The sequence below is a fragment of the Collinsella aerofaciens genome (genome assembly GCF_019131995.1).
Taxonomy (GTDB): domain Bacteria; phylum Actinomycetota; class Coriobacteriia; order Coriobacteriales; family Coriobacteriaceae; genus Collinsella; species Collinsella aerofaciens_S.
This window is the reverse complement of record NZ_JAHONA010000004.1, coordinates 86,730-106,209: the sequence shown is the minus strand read 5'-3', so window position 1 is coordinate 106,209 and position 19,480 is coordinate 86,730. Positions and strand designations below refer to the sequence as shown.

Annotated in this window: 16 protein-coding genes; 12 read left to right on the top strand and 4 right to left on the bottom strand. The window is 60.8% G+C overall.

Features of this window, described 5'->3' with window-relative positions:
* The first annotated feature begins 113 nt into the window (after positions 1-113).
* From KSY82_RS02440 to KSY82_RS02400, 9 genes are all read left to right on the top strand, one after another.
* Positions 114-410 (top strand): hypothetical protein, encoded by a 297-nt coding sequence (locus KSY82_RS02440; RefSeq protein ID WP_089573322.1) that lies wholly within the window; start codon positions 114-116, stop codon positions 408-410.
* Entirely contained in the window at positions 407-916 is a 510-nt protein-coding gene (locus tag KSY82_RS02435; protein ID WP_117803729.1) for a cell division protein FtsQ/DivIB, read from the top strand. Before KSY82_RS02440 ends, KSY82_RS02435 begins: the two co-directional genes overlap by 4 nt.
* 90 nt (positions 917-1,006) lie before the next feature.
* Positions 1,007-1,606: a hypothetical protein gene (locus KSY82_RS02430; RefSeq protein WP_089573324.1), complete on the top strand. Its 600-nt coding sequence runs from the start codon at positions 1,007-1,009 to the stop codon at positions 1,604-1,606.
* Between the two features lie 49 nt (positions 1,607-1,655).
* Entirely contained in the window at positions 1,656-1,871 is a 216-nt protein-coding gene (locus KSY82_RS02425; RefSeq protein WP_147325188.1) for a hypothetical protein, read from the top strand.
* Between the two features lie 18 nt (positions 1,872-1,889).
* Positions 1,890-3,320: a hypothetical protein gene (locus tag KSY82_RS02420; protein ID WP_217750106.1), complete on the top strand. Its 1,431-nt coding sequence runs from the start codon at positions 1,890-1,892 to the stop codon at positions 3,318-3,320.
* Positions 3,321-3,438: 118 nt separating this feature from the next.
* Positions 3,439-4,155 (top strand): DUF554 domain-containing protein, encoded by a 717-nt coding sequence (locus KSY82_RS02415; protein ID WP_217750107.1) that lies wholly within the window; start codon positions 3,439-3,441, stop codon positions 4,153-4,155.
* Between the two features lie 88 nt (positions 4,156-4,243).
* On the top strand, positions 4,244-6,004 hold the full coding sequence (locus KSY82_RS02410) for a TerB N-terminal domain-containing protein (protein ID WP_368042022.1): 1,761 nt from the start codon (positions 4,244-4,246) through the stop codon (positions 6,002-6,004).
* Positions 5,997-7,301, top strand: coding sequence for an ATP-binding protein (locus KSY82_RS02405; protein ID WP_161145013.1), 1,305 nt, complete (start codon positions 5,997-5,999; stop codon positions 7,299-7,301). The genes KSY82_RS02410 and KSY82_RS02405 overlap by 8 nt, the downstream gene beginning before the upstream one ends.
* A gap of 116 nt (positions 7,302-7,417) precedes the next feature.
* Entirely contained in the window at positions 7,418-9,859 is a 2,442-nt protein-coding gene (locus tag KSY82_RS02400) for a DEAD/DEAH box helicase (protein ID WP_217750108.1), read from the top strand.
* A gap of 26 nt (positions 9,860-9,885) precedes the next feature.
* Here KSY82_RS02400 and KSY82_RS02395 read toward each other — a convergent pair whose 3' ends face one another.
* The 4 genes from KSY82_RS02395 to KSY82_RS02380 form a co-directional block, all read right to left on the bottom strand.
* Positions 9,886-10,764 (bottom strand): spermidine synthase, encoded by an 879-nt coding sequence (locus KSY82_RS02395; RefSeq protein WP_217750109.1) that lies wholly within the window; start codon positions 10,762-10,764, stop codon positions 9,886-9,888.
* Positions 10,765-12,672: an elongator complex protein 3 gene (locus KSY82_RS02390; RefSeq protein WP_217750110.1), complete on the bottom strand. Its 1,908-nt coding sequence runs from the start codon at positions 12,670-12,672 to the stop codon at positions 10,765-10,767.
* 96 nt (positions 12,673-12,768) lie between these two features.
* Complete coding sequence (locus KSY82_RS02385) at positions 12,769-13,668, bottom strand: DUF4097 family beta strand repeat-containing protein (protein ID WP_217752365.1); 900 nt, start codon at positions 13,666-13,668, stop codon at positions 12,769-12,771.
* Positions 13,668-14,390, bottom strand: a complete 723-nt coding sequence (locus tag KSY82_RS02380) for a helix-turn-helix domain-containing protein (protein ID WP_217750112.1) — start codon at positions 14,388-14,390, stop codon at positions 13,668-13,670. The genes KSY82_RS02385 and KSY82_RS02380 overlap by 1 nt, the downstream gene beginning before the upstream one ends.
* Positions 14,391-14,657: 267 nt before the next feature.
* Here KSY82_RS02380 and KSY82_RS02375 point away from each other — a divergent pair, with 267 nt between their 5' ends.
* The 3 genes from KSY82_RS02375 (at position 14,658) to KSY82_RS02365 (ending at position 19,479) form a co-directional block, all read left to right on the top strand.
* The gene (locus KSY82_RS02375; protein ID WP_217750113.1) at positions 14,658-15,530 is read left to right on the top strand and encodes a class I SAM-dependent methyltransferase; all 873 of its coding nucleotides are present in this window, start codon (positions 14,658-14,660) and stop codon (positions 15,528-15,530) included.
* A gap of 119 nt (positions 15,531-15,649) precedes the next feature.
* Positions 15,650-16,498: a tRNA (guanine(46)-N(7))-methyltransferase TrmB gene (trmB, locus tag KSY82_RS02370; protein ID WP_217750114.1), complete on the top strand. Its 849-nt coding sequence runs from the start codon at positions 15,650-15,652 to the stop codon at positions 16,496-16,498.
* Positions 16,499-16,797: 299 nt separating this feature from the next.
* The gene (locus tag KSY82_RS02365) at positions 16,798-19,479 is read left to right on the top strand and encodes a DEAD/DEAH box helicase (protein ID WP_217750115.1); all 2,682 of its coding nucleotides are present in this window, start codon (positions 16,798-16,800) and stop codon (positions 19,477-19,479) included.
* Position 19,480: the final 1 nt, after the last annotated feature.

The window sequence follows — 19,480 nt, the reverse complement described above, 5'->3', positions numbered from 1 at the left end:
AGATGTCAATCCGTCAAGCATTTGGTCAGAAATTGGTCAAGTAGCGGCTGATACGGTCGGCGTCGACAGCCAAAACCGATAGAAGTTTTGGCCCCAGAAGCAGGGAGGTTCCCATGGCATATTACTGGCCCCAGTACGGCGTCGCCATCGAGGTCGACGACGATCCCTATCTCCTGCCTTTCGACGAAGAGGCGTTCCCCGATACGGCGGTCTACCACGTCACCACCGATGTTATCTGCGACCCCGAGTCGTTCTCGGCGCTCGCCCACCACATCGCGCGTATCCACGACATCGAGCTCCCTCACGACTTTGACGAGCTCATCTACTCGCGCCGCCTGATGCTTCACATGCTCTTTGGAGCGGACCCGTCCACGTTCGCACGTGTCTACACCACCAAGGACGCCGCATGAGTGCGAAGAAGCCGCCCCGCCTCGCAGGACTGGGGCGTCGCAAGAAACTCGTCGTTGTCTGTCTGGCTATCGTCTGCGCCCTCATCGCCGTAGGGCTATACGCCTGGCAGTCGCAGCCCGTGCCCGAAGCGGGCGCCTCAGTCACGACGGCAGAGGGTAAATCGCGACAAGAAATCCAAGATGAGCTCGATGCCATCGTCCGCGACAACATGATGACGATTTCGGTCGCGCCGGTCGCTCAGCTACAGGAGGACGGCAAGCTGCGCGTCAACGTGCAAAACGTCCAAGACAATAAATTTCCCCAGCGATTCCGCGTCATCCAAAACGACGAGACCATGTACGAATCCGGTGTGGTCGAGACCGGCAAGACAATCGAGACGTGCCCCGCCGGCGACATCAAAGAAGGCGAGGCATACATCGAAATCCAGGCACTCGATGCCAAGACCCTCGACAGCCACGGCAATCCGACACGTGTCAGGGTACGGGTTGAGCAAGCCGAGAACTAGCTTTTTCGGCCGACGCGGCACCGCACGCAATTCACCAGCATTCGTCCAATCATCGCGGGGACGGCCCGCGGCGAATAGAAAGGAACGACCATGGACATCACCAGGAACATGAACGGAGCCAGAGCGCTCGTCGTGGGCGCAGGGCTCGCGCTCGCGCTCGCAATGGGCGCCGCCCCGACGCCAGCTCTGGCAGCCGGGCGCGTTGGAACCACGAAAGTAATGGTCAGGACCGAGATCGACAACGTAGAGTTCAAAGTTCCGACGGTTATTCCCTTCGTCGCCAAGGCCGACGGCACGCTTCAGGGCCCCTCAGAAGACGCGACCACCATCGACAATCATTCAGCCTACGGCATCCATGTCACCAACATGAAGATCGACGCCATGAACACCTGGACCATTGCCGCCGACGCCAAGGCCGGAACCGCGCAGAATTCCATCGACTTTAAGGTCGGCCCCGACGGCGCACTCCAGAACGCCAGCGCCGCAATGCAGGAGACGGGCCTCGATCTTTCCAAGAATGCAGCCTTCGACATGGGCTACCAGGGCATTGCCGGCGGCACGGACAAAATTAAGCTCAAGACAAGCGGAAACGTCGCCCGCGTCACGCGCGACATCTTCCGCGTAACCGGCGAAGGCGATCAGGTTGCAACGATCACCTGGACGGTCGAGCCCGGTGCGCACACGGCATAAGGCCGTCGCCCTGGCCGCCGCCGTCAGTATCCTATCGTTTGGGCCAGCCATGGCCTTTGCCCAGCAAGAACAGGCGCAGGCCGCCACGCAAGTGACGGTCGACCTCTCGGAGCTCGACCGCGGCAACTGCAAGGAACCGTTGGCACAGACAGACGACAGACGATGGCTCTTGGCAGCAGGCGCCACGGCAGCAGGCGCGGGAACCGCCGGCCTCGGTCTGCACATCAAACGCAGCCAGAAACGAAACACGGACAGGCCGCACTAAATTAGCTAAGGAGACCCCATGGCATCGAAGAACCTTTTGCCCGTCGTCGCACTCTGCGGCGCGCTCGCAACCGGAACGCCTGTCGCCGCTTGGGCGACTCCCGTCATGGCAGACTCCTTACCAGCAGCCCTAAGCTCCGCACCAAATCCGTCGAGCGCCATTGCGTGCAAGCGTTTTTCGTTCGCACAGGCCGCAATCTCAACCTCGGGATGCCTTCGTCGTAATACGGACGGCTCGATAGTCGTGGATATCAATCGTTCGAACAAGGCAAACGGCTCCCAGGCGGGGTGCGCCGTCTGCACGTGGCGCTCGATTGTGCTCGATGCAGATGGCGATCCGTGCGATTTGGGGTTGCGCATCGATATCGCTTCGGTCGATGACTCGGCGAACGGAGCGAAGGTCGCCTTCGACGGTGCGTTTTTCGAGAAAGGAGGCGGTATATGTCTGGGCTGCGCCGCCGCGAATGCAGACGATGTGCAGCCCACCCTCTCATTCACGGCATCGCTGCGGCTGACCAAGGCGGGCACCGACGCCATCGCGGCGGGAGAAGCATCCCTGCTGTTCTACGCCGCCAGTACCGAAGACACAGACATTCATTTCGAGAAGCCGGCCGGATCGCTCAGCCTTACGCGCGGGACGGAGGCAGGCCCTATTGCGATCGATTCCCACGCGCAAAGCAGGCAACGCATTCTTGCCGACCCGGCGCTTCTCGAAATGGAGTGGAACGGATCCGGAGCTATCGGAATTCTCCCCTCCGCGTTTGACGCCAAGACGCTCCCCCCAAACGACGAACCCATCAACGCAACCATACAAGAAGAGAGCGCGGACAAAGAAGCAGGTGCGGGCGACACGCCGTCGCCGACAAACAGCGTCCCAGCTTCTCTCGAAGCACCGAATGAACCCGCTACCGATCCAAACGATTCCGAACTCGCGGACAGTCTGGGGCTTGCTGATCCTCAAGAGATCGATGAAGGTAACTGCTGCGTGCTTACCGCGCTCGACCACACAGAGGTCATCGACGCTGCGAACATCGAAGTTGCCGCCGCCAATCAACCCGTCCGCAAGTCGGCCATCATCGCATTTCCCGAATCCATCGAAGTCGTCTTTTTGCCATCGGGCGAGGTCGTGGCCCCAACACTGCTCACCTTGTTGGGCGCCAAGAATACTCGAAACGAAATTAAAAAGGTCACGGTTGTCGACCCTGCAACCACCGCCAAGCTGCGTCTATACGCCGTTGCTCCAGATGGAGGCAAGACCTTGGAATTCGATGGCGACACACTCCTAGCCTGGCGGCGTCTGGACATTATGCAAGACGTCTCGTATCAGATCGAACTCGAAGGGTTTGATCGTGCCCGCGATGCCAATATCATCGCCGCGGCTATTGAATTCCCGCAGCGGCTTATGACACTGCGCTTTGAATACTATCCCTATGTCCCGACAACCACCTGAGGCTTAAATGCTGCGCATCATTCCTAACACCACTTATATAACGTATTAGATGAGTCGCGATGTGCCTCGCATTTCGTTCTGCTACGATTGCCACGTTGGCATCAATACAGGAGGGCTCATGCCGGGCTTGGGAACAATCATCAACGTTGTGCTTTTAGTTGCGGGCGGTCTTTTGGGATTAGCGGGCGGCCGCTTCATTACACCGCGCATCCAAGACACGCTCATGAAAGCATCGGGGCTGTGCGTCCTGTTTATCGGCCTGGGCGGCACCATGCAAAAGATGCTCATCATCGATGGAAAGGCGCTAGCGACCACCGGTACCACCATGCTCATCGTCTCATTTGCGCTCGGTTCGCTCATCGGCGAGGCCATCAACTTGGAGGCCGCCATCGAGAACCTTGGCGAATGGCTCAAGCGCAAGACTGGCAGTGAGGGCGATAACGAGTTCACCAACGCTTTTGTCTCGACATCGCTGACCGTCTGCATCGGTGCCATGGCTATCGTGGGATCGATCCAGGACGGTCTGCTCGGTGACTGGTCAACGCTTGCCTTGAAAGGCGCATTGGACTGCATCATCGTCTGCACCATGACGGCGTCGCTTGGCCGCGGCTGCATTTTCTCCGCCCTGCCCGTCGCCGTGTTCCAGGGGACGATCACGTTGTTTGCCGGCGCGCTCTCCCCCATCATGACCACGGCAGCCCTCGACAGCCTTTCGCTCGTAGGCTCCATGCTCATCTTCTGCGTCGGCGTCAACCTCATCCGTCCTCAGACCTTCCGCACGGCCAATATGCCCCCCTCCGTCGTCATCGCCGTCATCTACGCCCTCCTGTTCTAAATCTATCAACGCAGCGGTATCTCGAACATCTGTTTGATGCTGTGCTATGATATGAGGTCACCGTAGCTGCGTTAGGAGAGGAGAAGCGGTGGCCGACCAGGACATCAAGATGCTCATCGAGCGCATTATGGCCGAGGCCCGGACCCATCAGTCCACCCGCTTCTCAAACGAAATCTACGCAGACGAGCCGATTCTCAAAACCGGCCGACAGATGCAGAATTTCCTCCCCGACCAGTACCGTAAAATGCGCGAGATATCGCGCTGGCAGGATGACCCCAAGGGCGGTGCGGGCCGCTGGCTTTCGGAAGCCGAGCTTTTTTACCGCCAGGGCCTGCTGATGGCCGACTTTGAGGACGACTGTCCCTACAACGGCACCTTTAAGTCGTACTTTCCCACCTACAACGCCATGAGCGACCGGCAGCTGCGCGGCTACTTTACCTGGCGTGCCCAAGTGCGCCGCGGAACCGTCGAGGAAACGTCTACGTCCTTTGCCTTTCTGTATCTCTATGAGCTGATTTGCGGCATTGGCGTAGATGACCCGCTCGACGGTTTTAACAAGATCAAGGCCTTTTGGGATGTCTATCGCGCCTTCGAGCCCGGCATTGATCGGTTTGCACGCGTGTGGTTGCAGGATTACGCCGTATTCCATGGGCTCGACCCCAAGCTGCTCCGCGACTCTAAAACCGTCATGTTCGATAACGCCCTTATCGAGCTGCGGCGCGCGGCACGAGACCTTGTACCGGCACCGGCACCGTCCGACCAGACCCCCAAACGTCGCAAAACCTCCGAGCCCACGCTCCCCCTTCCGCCCGATGAGGTGCGCGAGGAGCGACTCATGGCCGCCATCAACGCCCTCTCCACGTACAACCTAAGTAACTCGCGGCTCGACCGCAGCCACCACCGCGATCTGCGCCACGTGGCATGCGCCGCGTATGTCCGCATGGCGCGCTACTATGACACGCATCGAAAGACCGGCATCGTAGCGAGCTTGTTTGGGGAGGAGACGGCCATGCCCTACACCATGTTTGCCTCGGCCGTATTCTTTGCGCCCGAGCGCCACGAGAACTGCGAATACCGCCTGGATCCCATCCATATCTACCGTTGCCAAAACGGCTTTTGGGAATGTATGCGTATCCATGGTAGTAGGCAAAAGAGCAGCAAGCTCGGTGAAATGATGCGCGCCTGCGACCAACGCCTGCGCCTGGCGCTGGACCCCGCCCATCCCCTTAAGGAAGAAAAGGTCCCCAAATATCTGGCCAAGATTATCGATGACGAGATTGTGGCATGGCTTTCGTGGGACGCCGCACACCAGCCCGTCAAGATCGATATCGACCTGACTCAGCTGGGGCACATTCGGAGCGCCGCTGCGCAAACGCGCGAAGCACTTTTAATCGACGAAGAGCGCGAGGACGGCGCACCTGTGGAAGCCGAGGCAGCGGACTCAGGGCAACCGGAAGCCGAGCCCGTAGCCGACGCGATTGTCGAGGCGGTCGCGGCACCCATTCGGCAGGACGAGACCGACGAGCCAACCATATCCACCGAACAGTTTGGTGTCGTGGCACCGCTTCTCGCGCCGACGCCCGCGTTCGCAGCTGTTGCGCCCGCTGACGCCACGAACGAACTCACGCCTGCCGCAGACGCCTATCTCCGCGCGCTGCTCGAGCACAACGCAGTACAGGCGGAATCGGCGGTAGTGCAATCGGGGCAGAGCGAGGACATGCTCGTCGACAGCATCAACGAGGCGCTCTTTGACCTAGTGGGCGACACCGTAATTGAATTTAGCGCGGCAGGGCCGCAGATTATCGAGGACTACGAAGCAGACGTGAGAGGATACCTAGACCATGAGTGATACCGCATCCGCAGCGCCCCGTGTACCCAAACGCGTCGCTGCCGTTATCCTTAACTCGCTCAAGGGCGGCGTGGTCCCGCGCATCGGCCTTCCCTATATCACCGTGGGACGCGAGGTCGAGATTCGCGCCCTGCTCACCGATTTGAGTCTCATCGCCGATGGCGGCGCGAGCTTCCGCTTTTTAGTCGGTCGCTACGGAGCCGGCAAGAGCTTTTTGCTCCAGACCATCCGCACGCACGCCATGGGCGAGGGATTCGTCGTCGCCGATGCCGACCTATCCCCTGAGCGCCGCCTGCAGGGCGGCCAGGGACAGGGCCTTGCCACCTACCGTGAGCTCATCCGCAACATATCGACTAAAACGCGCCCCGAGGGCGGTGCACTCAACCTTATCCTGGATCGCTGGGTCGCCTCGTGTGCCGATGCCGATGAGTCTGCCGTCAATGCCCAACTGGCCCCGCTCGAGGAAATGGTCCACGGCTTCGACTTCTCCCGTATGCTCCGCCGCTACCGCGCGGCCGTATCCGAGGGCGACGAAGAAGCTATGAGCCGCGTGACCAAATGGATTCGCGGCGAGTACCGCACCAAGAGTGAGGCACGCGCCGAGCTGGGCTCCTCAACCATCATCAGCGATGACGACTGGTACGACTACGTCAAACTCATCGCTCGTTTTTTGGTTTGCAGCGGCTACAAGGGCATGCTGGTGCTCATCGACGAGCTCGTGAATCTGTATAAGATTCCCAACGCTATCACGCGCCAGTACAACTACGAGAAAATCCTGACCATGTACAACGACACGCTTCAGGGCAAAGCGCAGTACCTGGGCATGATTATGGGCGGCACGCCAACCTCCATCGAAGACCGCCGCCGCGGCGTGTTCTCCTACGAGGCTCTGCGCAGCCGACTCGCTCAGGGCCGCTTTGCGCGCGAGGACCTTAAGGACATGCTCGCGCCCATCATCCGCCTACAGCCACTCACCTATGAGGAACTGCTGGTGCTGATCGAAAAACTCATGCAGATCCATGCCGGCTACTTTGGCTGGACGCCCTCGCTTACCGAAAACGACTTGGTGGACTTCCTCAAGATTGAGTTTGGCCGCGTGGGAGCCGATACGCACTTAACGCCGCGTGAAGTCATTCGTGACTTTATCGAGCTGCTCGACATCCTATGCCAAAACCCCGATGCTAACGTGGCCGAGTTGCTGCAAAGCGTCGGTGGCGACGCGCTGGCGCCGGCAGCCGTAACGGACAACACCGACACCGCAAGCGAAGACCGCAACTTCGCCGAGTTCACCATCTAACCTGCCAAAAAGGGACAGGTTTATTTTGGCAGGTTTTATCTGGGCAAACGTCGAGACAGTAATGTAGCGAGCCACTGCTCACCGCGTTAAGAGATTCGTATTTGAGAGGAGGCCCCGTGAACGCCTTTGACCGATATGCTCCGTTTATCCAAGACTTCATCTACTCCCACGATTGGGAGTGTCTGCGCTCTATCCAGGTTGCAGCGGCAGACGCCATCTTTAACACGCAAGATAATGTGCTCCTGACGGCATCCACGGCTTCCGGCAAAACCGAGGCAGCCTTCTTTCCCATCCTGACCGAGTTTTGGGAGAACCCGCCCGCGAGCGTAGGCGCCCTCTACATCGGCCCCCTCAAAGCGCTCATCAATGATCAGTTCGTCCGTCTCAACGACCTCTGCGAAGAGGCCGATATCCCTGTCTGGCACTGGCATGGCGATGTCTCGCAGTCGCACAAGGCTAAGCTCATAAAAAAACCGAGCGGCATCTTGCAGATTACGCCCGAGTCACTCGAGGCGCTCTTAATCCATAAGCACATGGCGATCCCGCGCATGTTCTGCGACCTGCGCTACGTGGTCATCGACGAGGTCCATTCGCTCATGCGCGGCGACCGCGGCGGTCAGACGCTCTGCCTTATCGAGCGCCTCTCGCGCATGGCAGGCGTGCAGCCTCGACGCATTGGCCTTTCGGCCACCATCGGCGACCCCGAGCGCACGGGCGCTTTTCTCTCACAGGGAACGGGGCGCGACTGCGTTATCCCCCGCTTTGAAGAACCGCGTCGCGTGTGGCGCATCTCCATGGAGCACTTCTACAACTCGGGCCCCCAGGCACAGCAGCGGGGATTCATGGGCACAGGTCCGCAGAAAGCCGAAGTGCTCGCATGCGAGCGCATCGAGGCGGCATCCGCGGCACTGCCCGCCGGCGCCCAAGACATGCGTCACAGCGGACAACTCACACAAGAGGAGCGCCGTCAACGTCGTGAGCGGGCACGGGGCAAGGCCGCTTCCAAGGACCGTCGCACTTCCTCAGCCCCCGAGGGCGAAGTCGACATCCCGCAGGCAACCGAACAGGCACTGCTCAACCCCACCGACACCGCACCCGACAACGCCGACCCCGGCATGGGCTACATCTTTGAGCATACCCGCGGCCGCAAGTGCCTGGTCTTTGCCAACTCGCGCGAGGAGGCAGAGGCCGTGTGCTCCATGTTGCGCAGCTACTGCGAGAGCCGGCACGAGCCAGACCGCTTTCTCATCCACCACGGCAACCTTTCGGCATCGCTGCGCGAGACGGCCGAGGAGCTCATGCGCGACGAAGAGCAGGCGCAGACGACCGTCACCACCTCCACGCTGGAGCTCGGCATTGATATCGGTCGCCTGGAGCGCGCGTTCCAGATTGACGCGCCGTTTACCGTCAGCTCCTTTTTGCAGCGCATGGGGCGCACAGGCCGTCGCGACCTTCCGCCCGAGATGTGGTTTGTCATGCGCGAGGAAGAACCCGAGCCGCGCACGATGATGCCCGAGACCATTCCGTGGAAGCTCCTGCAGGGCATCGCGCTCGTACAACTCTATCGCGAGGAAAAGTGGGTCGAGCCGCCCGAGCTCGATCGACTCCCCTACAGCCTGCTCTACCACCAGACTATGTCGACGCTTGCCAGCACCGGCGAACTCACGCCGGCAGAGCTTGCCCAGCGCGTGCTCACACTCAGCTATTTCCATCGCATCTCGGCCGATGACTATCGCGTGTTGCTGCGTCACCTCATTAAGATCGACCATATCCAAGTCACCGAGGGCGGCGGGCTCATCGTGGGTCTCGCGGGCGAGCGCATCATCAACAACTTTAAGTTCTACGCCGTGTTCCAGGAAAACGAGGAGTTCACCGTTCGCAGCGAATCGGCCGAGCTGGGCACGATTGTCAACCCGCCCCCGCCCGGTGAGCGCATTGCCATCGCCGGACACTGCTGGATTGTCGAGGAAGTGGACTGGAAGCGTCACACCGTCTTTGCCACGCAGGTCAAGGGCCGGGTGCCGGCCTACTTTGGCGACTGCCCCGGCGACATCAATACACACGTACTCGAGCGTATGCGCAAGGCGCTCAACGAGCACGCGGCGTATCCGTACCTGATGGGTAACGCGCGGGCCCGTCTGGCGCAGGCTCGCCATACGGCCGAGATTTCGGGCGCGGGAACTAAGCCGCTCATCAACCTGGGTGGCGACACCTGGGTGCTCTTCCCCTGGTTGGGCAGCTACGCCTTTTTGGCGCTCGAGCGCATGCTCAAGATTAAATGCGCCGCTGAGTTGGGCCTTCGCGGACTCGACCCGTCACGCCCGTACTTTATGCAGTTTAAGATGAAGGCCGACGAGGAGACGTTCTTTGAAGTGCTCGCCGCCGAAGCCGAGAAAGACTTCGACCCCATCGACCTCGTCTATCCCGGCGAGGTGCCTTACTTTGACCGCTACGACGAGTTTGTTCCCGAAGAGCTCGTGCGCAAGGGCTTTGCCGAAGGCGTGCTCGACATCGAAGGCATGAAGCAGCGCGTTCTCGGCTGGCGCGACCACGCCTAAGACCAGTCTTTTTGGGACGAGGAGACTTATTTGTCGTGAAGGACGGTGCCGAGGAAGTCGGTGTCGAAGGGCACGGCTTCGGCAAAGGCGTAGTTGCCGTCGCTGGCGATGAGCAGGTAGTTTTCCTCGCCGCCGAACTCCGCATCGCCACATGGGACCACCCAGGCGTGGGCGAATACCTCGAGTGCCGTGGCAGCGCAATCGCGCAGGAACGTCACATCGCTCCCCTCGCTTGCGCTCACGATATTGGCCACGTAGATGCCGCCGGCATTCAGGCTGCCCCGCACTAGACGCAACGCCTCAACGGTCGCCAGCTCGCGTACGGGCTCGGCACCGCCAAAGCAATCGCTCACGACCACGTCGTAGCGACGATGACCCACACTCGTCACACCCAGATACGAGCGAGCCTCAGCAGTAATCACCCGCAAGCGGTCGCCCACCGTGCGCTCCAGCTCGTCCAGATAGAACCAACGGCGCGCCAGGCGCGTAATCTCTCCGTCATACTCGATAACGCCCATGCGCAAGCCCTCGTGCGACATCAGCGCAAACTTGGGATAGGCAAACCCGCCGCCACCCAGCATGAGCATACGGTCGATGCCGTGACCATAAGCGTCGTGCATTGCACCCTCGGCCTCAAACACGTCGTCAAACGCACGATAGTACGCAAAGACGGGCTCAGCCCAACGCTCGCCAACGTAACTCGCGCTTTGGTAGACGCCGCCCTGCACCAGCACGCGAATCTCATCGCCGCTCTCATCGTGCACGCGTTTCACACGCGCCAACCCATTACGGGTTCGCGCAACCTGCAGACAGGCAGCACGAACAGCGACGGCGGCCGCACCAAGCGCCGCGGCTCCCAGAGCAACGCCGGCAACGACGCCGGCAGAAACACTCGGCTTGTTCATCTAGAGCTCCTTTTGCAGATAGAGGCCATGGTCATAAAATCCAAGATGGCGATAGTACTCGCGCGTGCCAATCGCGCTGATCACGTTGATGTGCGTATACCCCGCGTCACGAGCAATATGGCACGCACGCTCCACCAGCGACCGCCCCAGACCGTGATGCTGAGCCGCCTGGCCCTGATCGCCCACACGTGCCGCCATACCATAGACGTGCACCTCGCGAATCATCGCTTCCTCCGGCCTGGTCGGCAACTCATCCGCATGCGCGGCAACAAAAGCGCGATCGGGAAGCGACAGCCGCAAAAAGCCCGCAATCTTGCCCTGCGGCGTCACCCACTGCAAAAAGCGCTCGTTCGTCACAGGCGTCTCGTACGCCACATCCTCATCAAGAGATAGCTCATCCAAGTCGGTACCCGCCGTGCTGATCTCGCGATAGCGAATCTCGCGCACCGTCGCACCGTCACCCCGAGCAGCCAGGCGGTTCTCAACGAGCTGACGCAGGTTGGGCTTCTTGTTGCCCACCATGATGTCATCGGAACTAAAATCGCGGATCATGCGACTGATACGGCAGAACGCCGGCGTCACCACGATGTCGTCGGCTAACACATCGAGCAGTTCTTCCTCGGTATAGGGGCGCCACTCGCCGCGCTCGTAGCAGCCCACCAGACGCGAGCCCTCGATGAGCGCACACGGGTAGACCTTGACCTCGTCGGGCATAAAGGCCCCCTCAGTCATAAAGTGCTCGTAGTCGCGCTTGTCCCCCTCGGGTGTGGCGCCCAGCAAGTTGAGCATAAAATGCGCGTGGATCTTAAAGCCAAACAGACGTGCAAGCGAAAACGCCCGCTCGATCTGCGCCACCGAAATGCGACGCTCGTTGATATCGAGCAGGTGCTGGTCAAGGCTTTGGATGCCCATCTGAATCTTGGTGCAGCCCAGGCGACGAATGAGCGTGAGCGCCTGTGGCGTCACGGCATCGGGGCGCGTCTCGATAACGAGCCCCACCACGCGATGCTTCGCCGTCTCGTTGATGCGCTGCTGACGTTCAAGCTCCTCCATCGTGGTCGTCTGCCACTCGGCGACCTCGCCCCACGGCGTACCGGGACCGTACAGACGACGCACCGCGCGGTTATAGCCACCCACGGCAGCATCCACACGCCCCTGCTCGTCGGCAACACCGCTCGCAAGCTCGGCCTCGTCGGTCGCAATACCGGCAGCCCGATAGCGCTCACGGCGTTCTGTTACCACCGGCGGCAAGGCATCGGCAGGAGCGTCATCGAGTAGACGCCCTGCCTCGGCACGGCTGATGCCCGGACGCGCCAACATGGGGTTGGCAGCCACGCCGGCGACGGCATCGTCATTGAGCGCACGGAAAAGCTCTGACATAAACCATGTCTGATACTCCTGCGGATAGTCACTCCACGTGCCACCGAGAACGATAAGCTCATTTTTGTCGGTCGCATGACCCATCTGTGAAAGCGCCGTCAGGCGAGCGCTCACCTGCAGATATGGATCGAAGCAGTTTTGCTCCGCACGGGCGCACGCTGGCTCGGCATGCAGGTAGCTTTTAGGCATGCGAAGGTCGTTAGGGCAAAACAGGCAATCGCCCGAGCACGGCCATGGCTTGGTGATGACAGTAATCGTCGCCACGCCCGAAGCTGTGCGGCGCGGCTTCATGCGTAGTACCTGCAGCAGCTGACGCTCCAGCTCGGCATCGACATTCCACCCAGCCCAACGCGCCGGTTCCTCGCGCTTCACCCGCTGGTAAAACGGCAGCAGGCGACGCTTGGCCAGGTCGCGCTTGTCGGCGCCCTCGCGGCGCGCCTCGGCATGTATCAGTTTGACGAGTGCCTTGTCGTCCACGGTCTCACCGCGATGCAGGGCCTCGAGTATGTTCAAAATAATCTGTTCCATGCCCCCATTGTAAAGGCAAAGGCGCCGGAGCCGATCTCGGCTTCGGCGCCTTCATCAAACAGCGCGTCTATATCTTCGCCTAGGCTTTCGTCTGCCTCAATACTCCGAATCAAACGACATGTCGCCCGAACCGACCTCAAAACGATACGTGGCAGACTTGTCACCGTTATCGAATTCAAGATTCAAAATGGTCTCGCCGTCGTAGCCAAGCGGAAGGAAATCGCTCTCGAAGTCGCCGCTGCCCAAGGTGAGGCTCGCCTTAAAGCCCGTCGAGTTCGGAACCGTCATCTCCACATCGCCCGAGCCCACACTCACGTCCATCGACTTCGTGGGGGCCGGGTAAAGCTCGAACGTCACATCGCCCGAACCGACCTCGGCATTCAGGGTATCGGTCACGGTGCCCGTAAACTCAACGTCTCCCGAGTCCAGAGTCAGGTTGAGGTCATGACACGCAATGCCCGCGACCGTCAGATCACCCGATCCTACATTCGCTGTAATGCCCACCATGTTATCGGCAACTTTGCGCGGCAGTTCGACGGTAACCGTGCGGTCAATGGCGCGCTCGTCATCGCAATCGAACTGGCGAATCTTGAGCGTAGAGCCCTTGATTTCGGCCAGGTTCTGGGTTGCCGCATCGAAGGCAACGGTCCCCGTTGCCACGCGACCGCTTTCAATCACGCGCACTGGCCCGCCGGAGACGTGTTTGACCTCGACCGTGCCCGACGTCACGTCCAAGTCAAGCGATGTGAACGCGTCGGCATCAAACGTTTCGCTCGAAAGCTGTTGAGGCCGAGCGGAATAGTTACCGCTATTCAAGGAATCGTCCTCGTCAAACGCATCGTCCATACCAGACAAGCCGGATACAACATCGTTGAGATCCCACGGTCCATCAAAATGAATCAAAGTCCGCGAAGTGCCAAAGACAAGCCCGATGATGAGCACAAACGCTCCGATGCCAATGCCCAAGCGCCTCTTAGACTCATGCGAGAGCTTCATCATTCATCACCTTCTTTTGCACTCGACTCAGCGGTGGTCGCGGCAGCCATGTCAGCGTCAACCGCTGTGAAAACTTCCTCCCCCTTAGTCCTAGCGACCGCCGGCGCCGGACCAACCTGGATATCCCCGCGCGCCCAATCGCCATCGAGCGCACGCGCCGCCCAGTGATAGATGGGGATTGTAAAGAAGATCAGCGCGGCAAAGGGACCGGCACCAAACAGGAACATCAGCAAAAAGAACAGTAGCCAACACACGGCCCAATACGGGAACGACTGGAACGGGCCCTTCACCGGAGTCGAGCCAACCGTGGTGCCACTCGTCGCCTGCGCCGTAGCGGCATTGGCGGCCTGCGCACTCCAGCTTGCCGCTTGCGCCGCCTTGGCCGCAGCATTACTCGCCTGCGTTGCCGCCTCGGTAGCGCGCGCCGCCGCCTCATGGGTGCGAGCACGCTCTGCCGCCTCGGCCTCGCGCTGACGGGCGCGGTCCTCGTTCTCAAACTCGATGTCGTCTTCGATCTCGTCGCTCGGATTGAGCAGCTCGTCCAGGCTCACGCCATAGAGCTTAGCAAGCGAGATCAAGTTCTCGGTATCGGGCGAGCTCTCCGCACGCTCCCATTTGCTGACCGCCTGGCGCGAAAGTCCCAGTTTTCGCGCCAGCCCTTCTTGGCTAAAACCCTTGCTGCGACGAAGGTCGGCGAGCCGCTGCGCAGTTTCTACATTCATGGTTCCTCCTATGTGATGCCAGCCGTGCCGCCGGACCGTTTTTGTTCTTAAGGCGCCTTGCACAGTTAAAAATCTATCCGCCACCGCCAAAAGCATACCACCTATTCTAGTGAGATTTTTGACAACCGGCGGTTGCGGGTGCATATGAGCTGCGGAAATGTGTCCAAACAAAGCAATGACCCGTAGCTTGGTTGTCCCCGTTGCAGCGTTAACGGTAGTATGGTCGTACTGTTTATTCCGCACCGCCAACGGAGGGAGTTCCGCGCCGTGAACCGCGATTTCGCCTCATCGCTCATCCAGCTCAACAACACGTTCTATCGCGAGCACTCCGCCTCCTTCTCCGATACGCGCCAGGCCCCGTGGCCCGGCTGGGTGCGCACCATGGATATCGCGCTCGGGCAGCTCGACGTCGCCACGATCGAGCATCTCGTCCGCGTCTTCGATCTTGCCTGCGGCAATATGCGCTTTGAGAACTTTGCCGCCGGCGGCACGCTGGCTGCCAAGGGCGTCGACGGCGCGAGCCCCTCGGCAGATGCCAACTGCCCCTTCGAGTTCTATGGTGTCGACTCGTGCCAGGACCTGGCCATCGATGCACGCGGTCACGCCCTGCGCATTCCCAACCTGCACTTCCAGGAACTCGACGTGCTTGACGCCCTTATGAAGCTCAACCCCGCCGAGACGCCCGACGTGCTTTTCGACGCCCCGCTCGCCGATATCTCGGTCTGCTTTGGCTTTATGCACCACGTGCCGTCGTGCGAGTACCGCGTACGCGTGCTCGACGCCCTGGTGCGGCAAACGCGCCCGGGCGGCATCATCGCCATCAGCTTTTGGGAGTTTATGAACGACGAGCGCATGGCGCGCAAGGCCGTTCGAGCCGAAGCCCGCGCCGAGCTCACCCCGCCGTTTGAGGGTTACGATTCCGCGCAGTTTGAAGCCGGCGACCACCTCATTGGCTGGCAAAACGACCGCCACGCCTACCGCTACTGCCATCACTTTGACGATCAGCAGATCACCGACCTGGTGCGCGGCGTCCGTACGTTCTACAAGAGCGGCGAGGTCCCCGTGCGCGAGCTTGAGCGCTTCCATGCCGACGGTCGCAGCGGCGAGCTCAACCGTTATGTGATTCTCAAGCGTCTGTAAGCACCGGCGACTCGCCGCCGAGCTGCCCCGCGTCTTTCGGGCAAACTATGCCCACCCTTTTTTCAACCCATTGACGGAACGCGCAGCCATGCGTTCCATATTTATGACCAAGGAGCCTCATGGGAGCCGTCCACGTTCGCACGCCTAAGAACTTTGTGCTCGAGGAGCGCCTGGAGCGCTACGCCGATGCGATTGAGACGAACCCCGAGGCCTATGCCGGAGATTGGCGTGAAGCCTGTGCGCCAGTTGGCAGCAAGCCATTCGAACACCTTCACCTGGATCTTGGCTGCGGCAAGGGAACGTACCTTGTAGAGCGCGCGGCCCACGAGCCAAACACCCTCTTTATCGGTATGGACCAGGAGCCCATCTGCATCGCCTATGCCGCGCAGAAAATCTGCGAGCAGGAGCTGCCCAATGCGCTTGTGCTGCCCCGAGGCGCGGCATCGCTGCCACAGCTATTTGCCGCAGGCGAGCTCGATGCCATCACCATTAACTTTCCCACGCCGCAGCCCAAGGCCAAGTACGCTAAAAAACGACTCGTCCATGTCGACCATCTGATGCTCTACCGCCCGCTCTTTGCAGTCGGCGCCACCGTCACGCTGCGCACCGACAGCAAGCCATTGCGCGACTACGCCCTAGGGCAGTTTACCGCGGCCGGCTACGACACGCTTTGGGTAAGCGACAACGTCCGCCGCGACCATCCCGAGCATCCCGAGACCGAGTACGAGCGCCGCACGCGCGAGATGGGCGCCGCCGTCTATGGCATTTGCGCCACACCTGGAGCGCAGCCCAGCGATGAACAGCTCGCGGCGGGGCGCGCGCAGGAGCAAAGCCTAGCCTGCTACCTGCCCGATAACCTCGATGAGCTCGCCTATGTGCCTCTGGGCATGGAAGAGGCCGTCGAGAACTTTAGAAACCGTGCCCGCAAGGGCAAGAAGCGCCTACCGCAGGATCCTAGGGGCTTCTGATGGTCGCGACGTCGGCAAACAAGCGCGAATAGGCGCCAACAAACGACCCTCAAATCTAAGTGAGTAGACTTTTTTGCAATAGCCAAGCACAACCCGCATAACCAATACTAAAACCGCAGGTAGAGCCCTTGCGCAAAAGCCATGTGCTCGCGATATTGCAAAAAGTCTACTCACTTAGCTGGCAACTGCACCAAACGGCTGGGCAGAACGCCCATTTCCTGCATTTTCTTGCCTGCGAACGCATCGATGCGACGCTACGCCATAATAGTTGGCGGACAAACGCGAGAGAAAGCAACCACATGGCACAGACCACGACAGACACCACCGCCAGCACCGTTTCCGGCGCCGGAGCCGCCAGCTCATTCTCGGGCGGCACGGGAACCGAAGCCGAGTTCGGTTCGCTCGGCGCGCTCTCCCCCACCTGGTGGGAGCCCGAGGATGGCAGTGAGCCCGAACCGTGGCTCACGCCCGATCAGGCCTTCGAACGTTTCTTTGAATGGACGAGCGATCGCGGTATTGAGCTGTGGGACCACCAGGAAGAGGCCCTCATGGATCTAGCCGCCGGTGACCATGTCATTTTGGGAACACCGACCGGATCGGGTAAATCGCTCGTCGCGCTGGGAATGCTCTTTATGGGCATGGCGCAGGGCAAGCGCTGCTACTACACGGCTCCTATCAAGGCTCTGGTCAGTGAGAAGTTTTTCGACCTTGTGCAGGTGCTCGGCCGCGATAACGTCGGCATGATCACCGGCGACACGCACATCAACACCAAGGCGCCCGTCATCTGTTGCACGGCAGAAATCCTTGCCAACGACGCACTGCGCGAGGGCGAAGATGCCGATGTTGGCTGCGTCACCATGGACGAGTTCCACTACTTTGCCGACCCCGATCGCGGTTGGGCCTGGCAGGTGCCACTGCTCGCCCTGCCTCACACGCAATTCATGCTCATGAGCGCCACGCTCGGCGATGTCACCGCGATCGCCGCCTCGCTCGAGGAGCACACCGGCGCTGCTTGCGACCTTGTTGTCGGCGCCCCGCGCCCTGTTCCGCTGAGCTACGACTATGTGACGACCTCCCTCGAGGGCACCGTCGAGCTCGCCATGCGCCGCGGAGAGGCCCCACTCTACATCGTGCACTTTAGTCAGGACGCCGCGCTTGCCACGGCACAGTCGCTTGCCAACTTTGGCATCGCTAGCAAGGAGCAGCGCGAGGCCATTAAGGAAGCTGCCAAAGGCACGAGTTTCTCCACCGCCTTCGGCAAGATTCTCAAGCGCCTGCTCGGCTGCGGCGTCGGCGTGCACCACGCCGGTATGCTGCCGCGCTATCGCCTACTGGTTGAGCGCCTGGCGCAGCAGGGCCTGCTGCCCGTCATCTGCGGCACCGACACGCTCGGCGTCGGCATCAACGTGCCCATCCACACCGTGGTGCTCACCGCGCTCACCAAGTTCGACGGTTACAAGATGCGTCGTCTGCGCGCCCGCGAGTTCCACCAGATTGCCGGTCGCGCCGGCCGCTCGGGCTTTGACACCGAGGGTATGGTAATTGCCGAGGCGCCGGAGCACGAGATCGAAAACGCCAAGCTTATGGCCAAAGCGGGCGACGACCCCAAAAAACTCCGTAAGATTAAAAAGAAAAAGGCCCCCGAGGGCTTTGTCACCTGGAACAAGCAGACCTTTGAGCGCCTGATCGAGACGCAGCCCGAGACGCTCAAGCCGCGCCTGCGCATCACGCACTCCATGGTGATTAGCGTGGTCGAGCAGGGCGGCGATGCCCGAACCCGCGTACACGACCTCATCGAGACGAGCCTGCAGACTCCCGAGGAAAAGGCTAAGCTCGAGGTTCGCGCCGACGAAATCTTCGCCACGCTCATCGATTCCGGCGTCGTCGTTCGCACCGAGGTGCCGCCCGCGCCCGACGCCCCGACTGACGCCGCGCCGGACATCGACTATGCGCTGACGGTCGATCTGCCCGAGGACTTCGCGCTCGATCAGCCGCTCTCGCCGTTCTTGCTTGCCGCGTTGGAGCTGCTCGACCCCGAGAGTGAGACCTATACCATGGATCTGATCTCGATGGTCGAGGCAACGCTCGAGGATCCCAAACAGGTGCTGCGTGCACAGGAGCGCGCCGCGCGCGACCGCGCGATGGCAGAAATGAAGGCTGACGGCGTCGAATATGAGGAGCGCTTGGAGCGCATTCAAGACGTCACGTACGAAAAGCCGCTCGAGGATTTGCTCGACGCCGCTTTTGACAAGTACTGCCAGGAAGTGCCCTGGGCCAACGACTATCAGCTCTCTCCCAAGAGCGTTCTGCGCGATATGCTGGAAAGCACGAGCGATTTTAAGGGCTACATTCAAAAGCTCGGCATCGCCCGCTCCGAGGGCATTTTGCTGCGCTACCTGGCAGAGGCCTACCGTTCCCTCGATCGCACCGTACCGATCGAGAAGCGCGACGAGCGCCTGCGCGACATCATCTCGTGGCTGGGCTTTGTGGTGCGTTCGGTGGACTCGAGCCTGGTGGACGAGTGGGAGAACGCCGGCAACCCCGCTGCACTCGACGCCGCGCCGCCGCAGGGCATCGACGAGGTCGTGGCGGACCGTCGCGGCTGCACGCTATTGGTGCGCAACGCGCTCTTCCGCCGCGTGACCCTTGCCGCCCGCGAGCACGTTCGCGACCTAGGCGAGCTCGACGACGACTGGGGCATGAGCGAGATCCGCTGGCAAAAAGCACTCGACGCTTACCACGAGCAGCACGAGGAAATCCTCACCGACGGAGATGCCCGCAGCGCCGCGATGTTTTCCATTGACGAGTCCGACGAGAAGACCGCACACGTATGGCACGTGCACCAGATCTTTGCCGACGAGGATGGCGACCACGATTTTGGCATCATGGGCGATGTCGATCTGGACGCCACGCAAGACGGCGGCGAGGTCATCTTCAAAAACTACCGCGTCGGCTTTATCGAGGACCTGCTCGAGGGCTAGC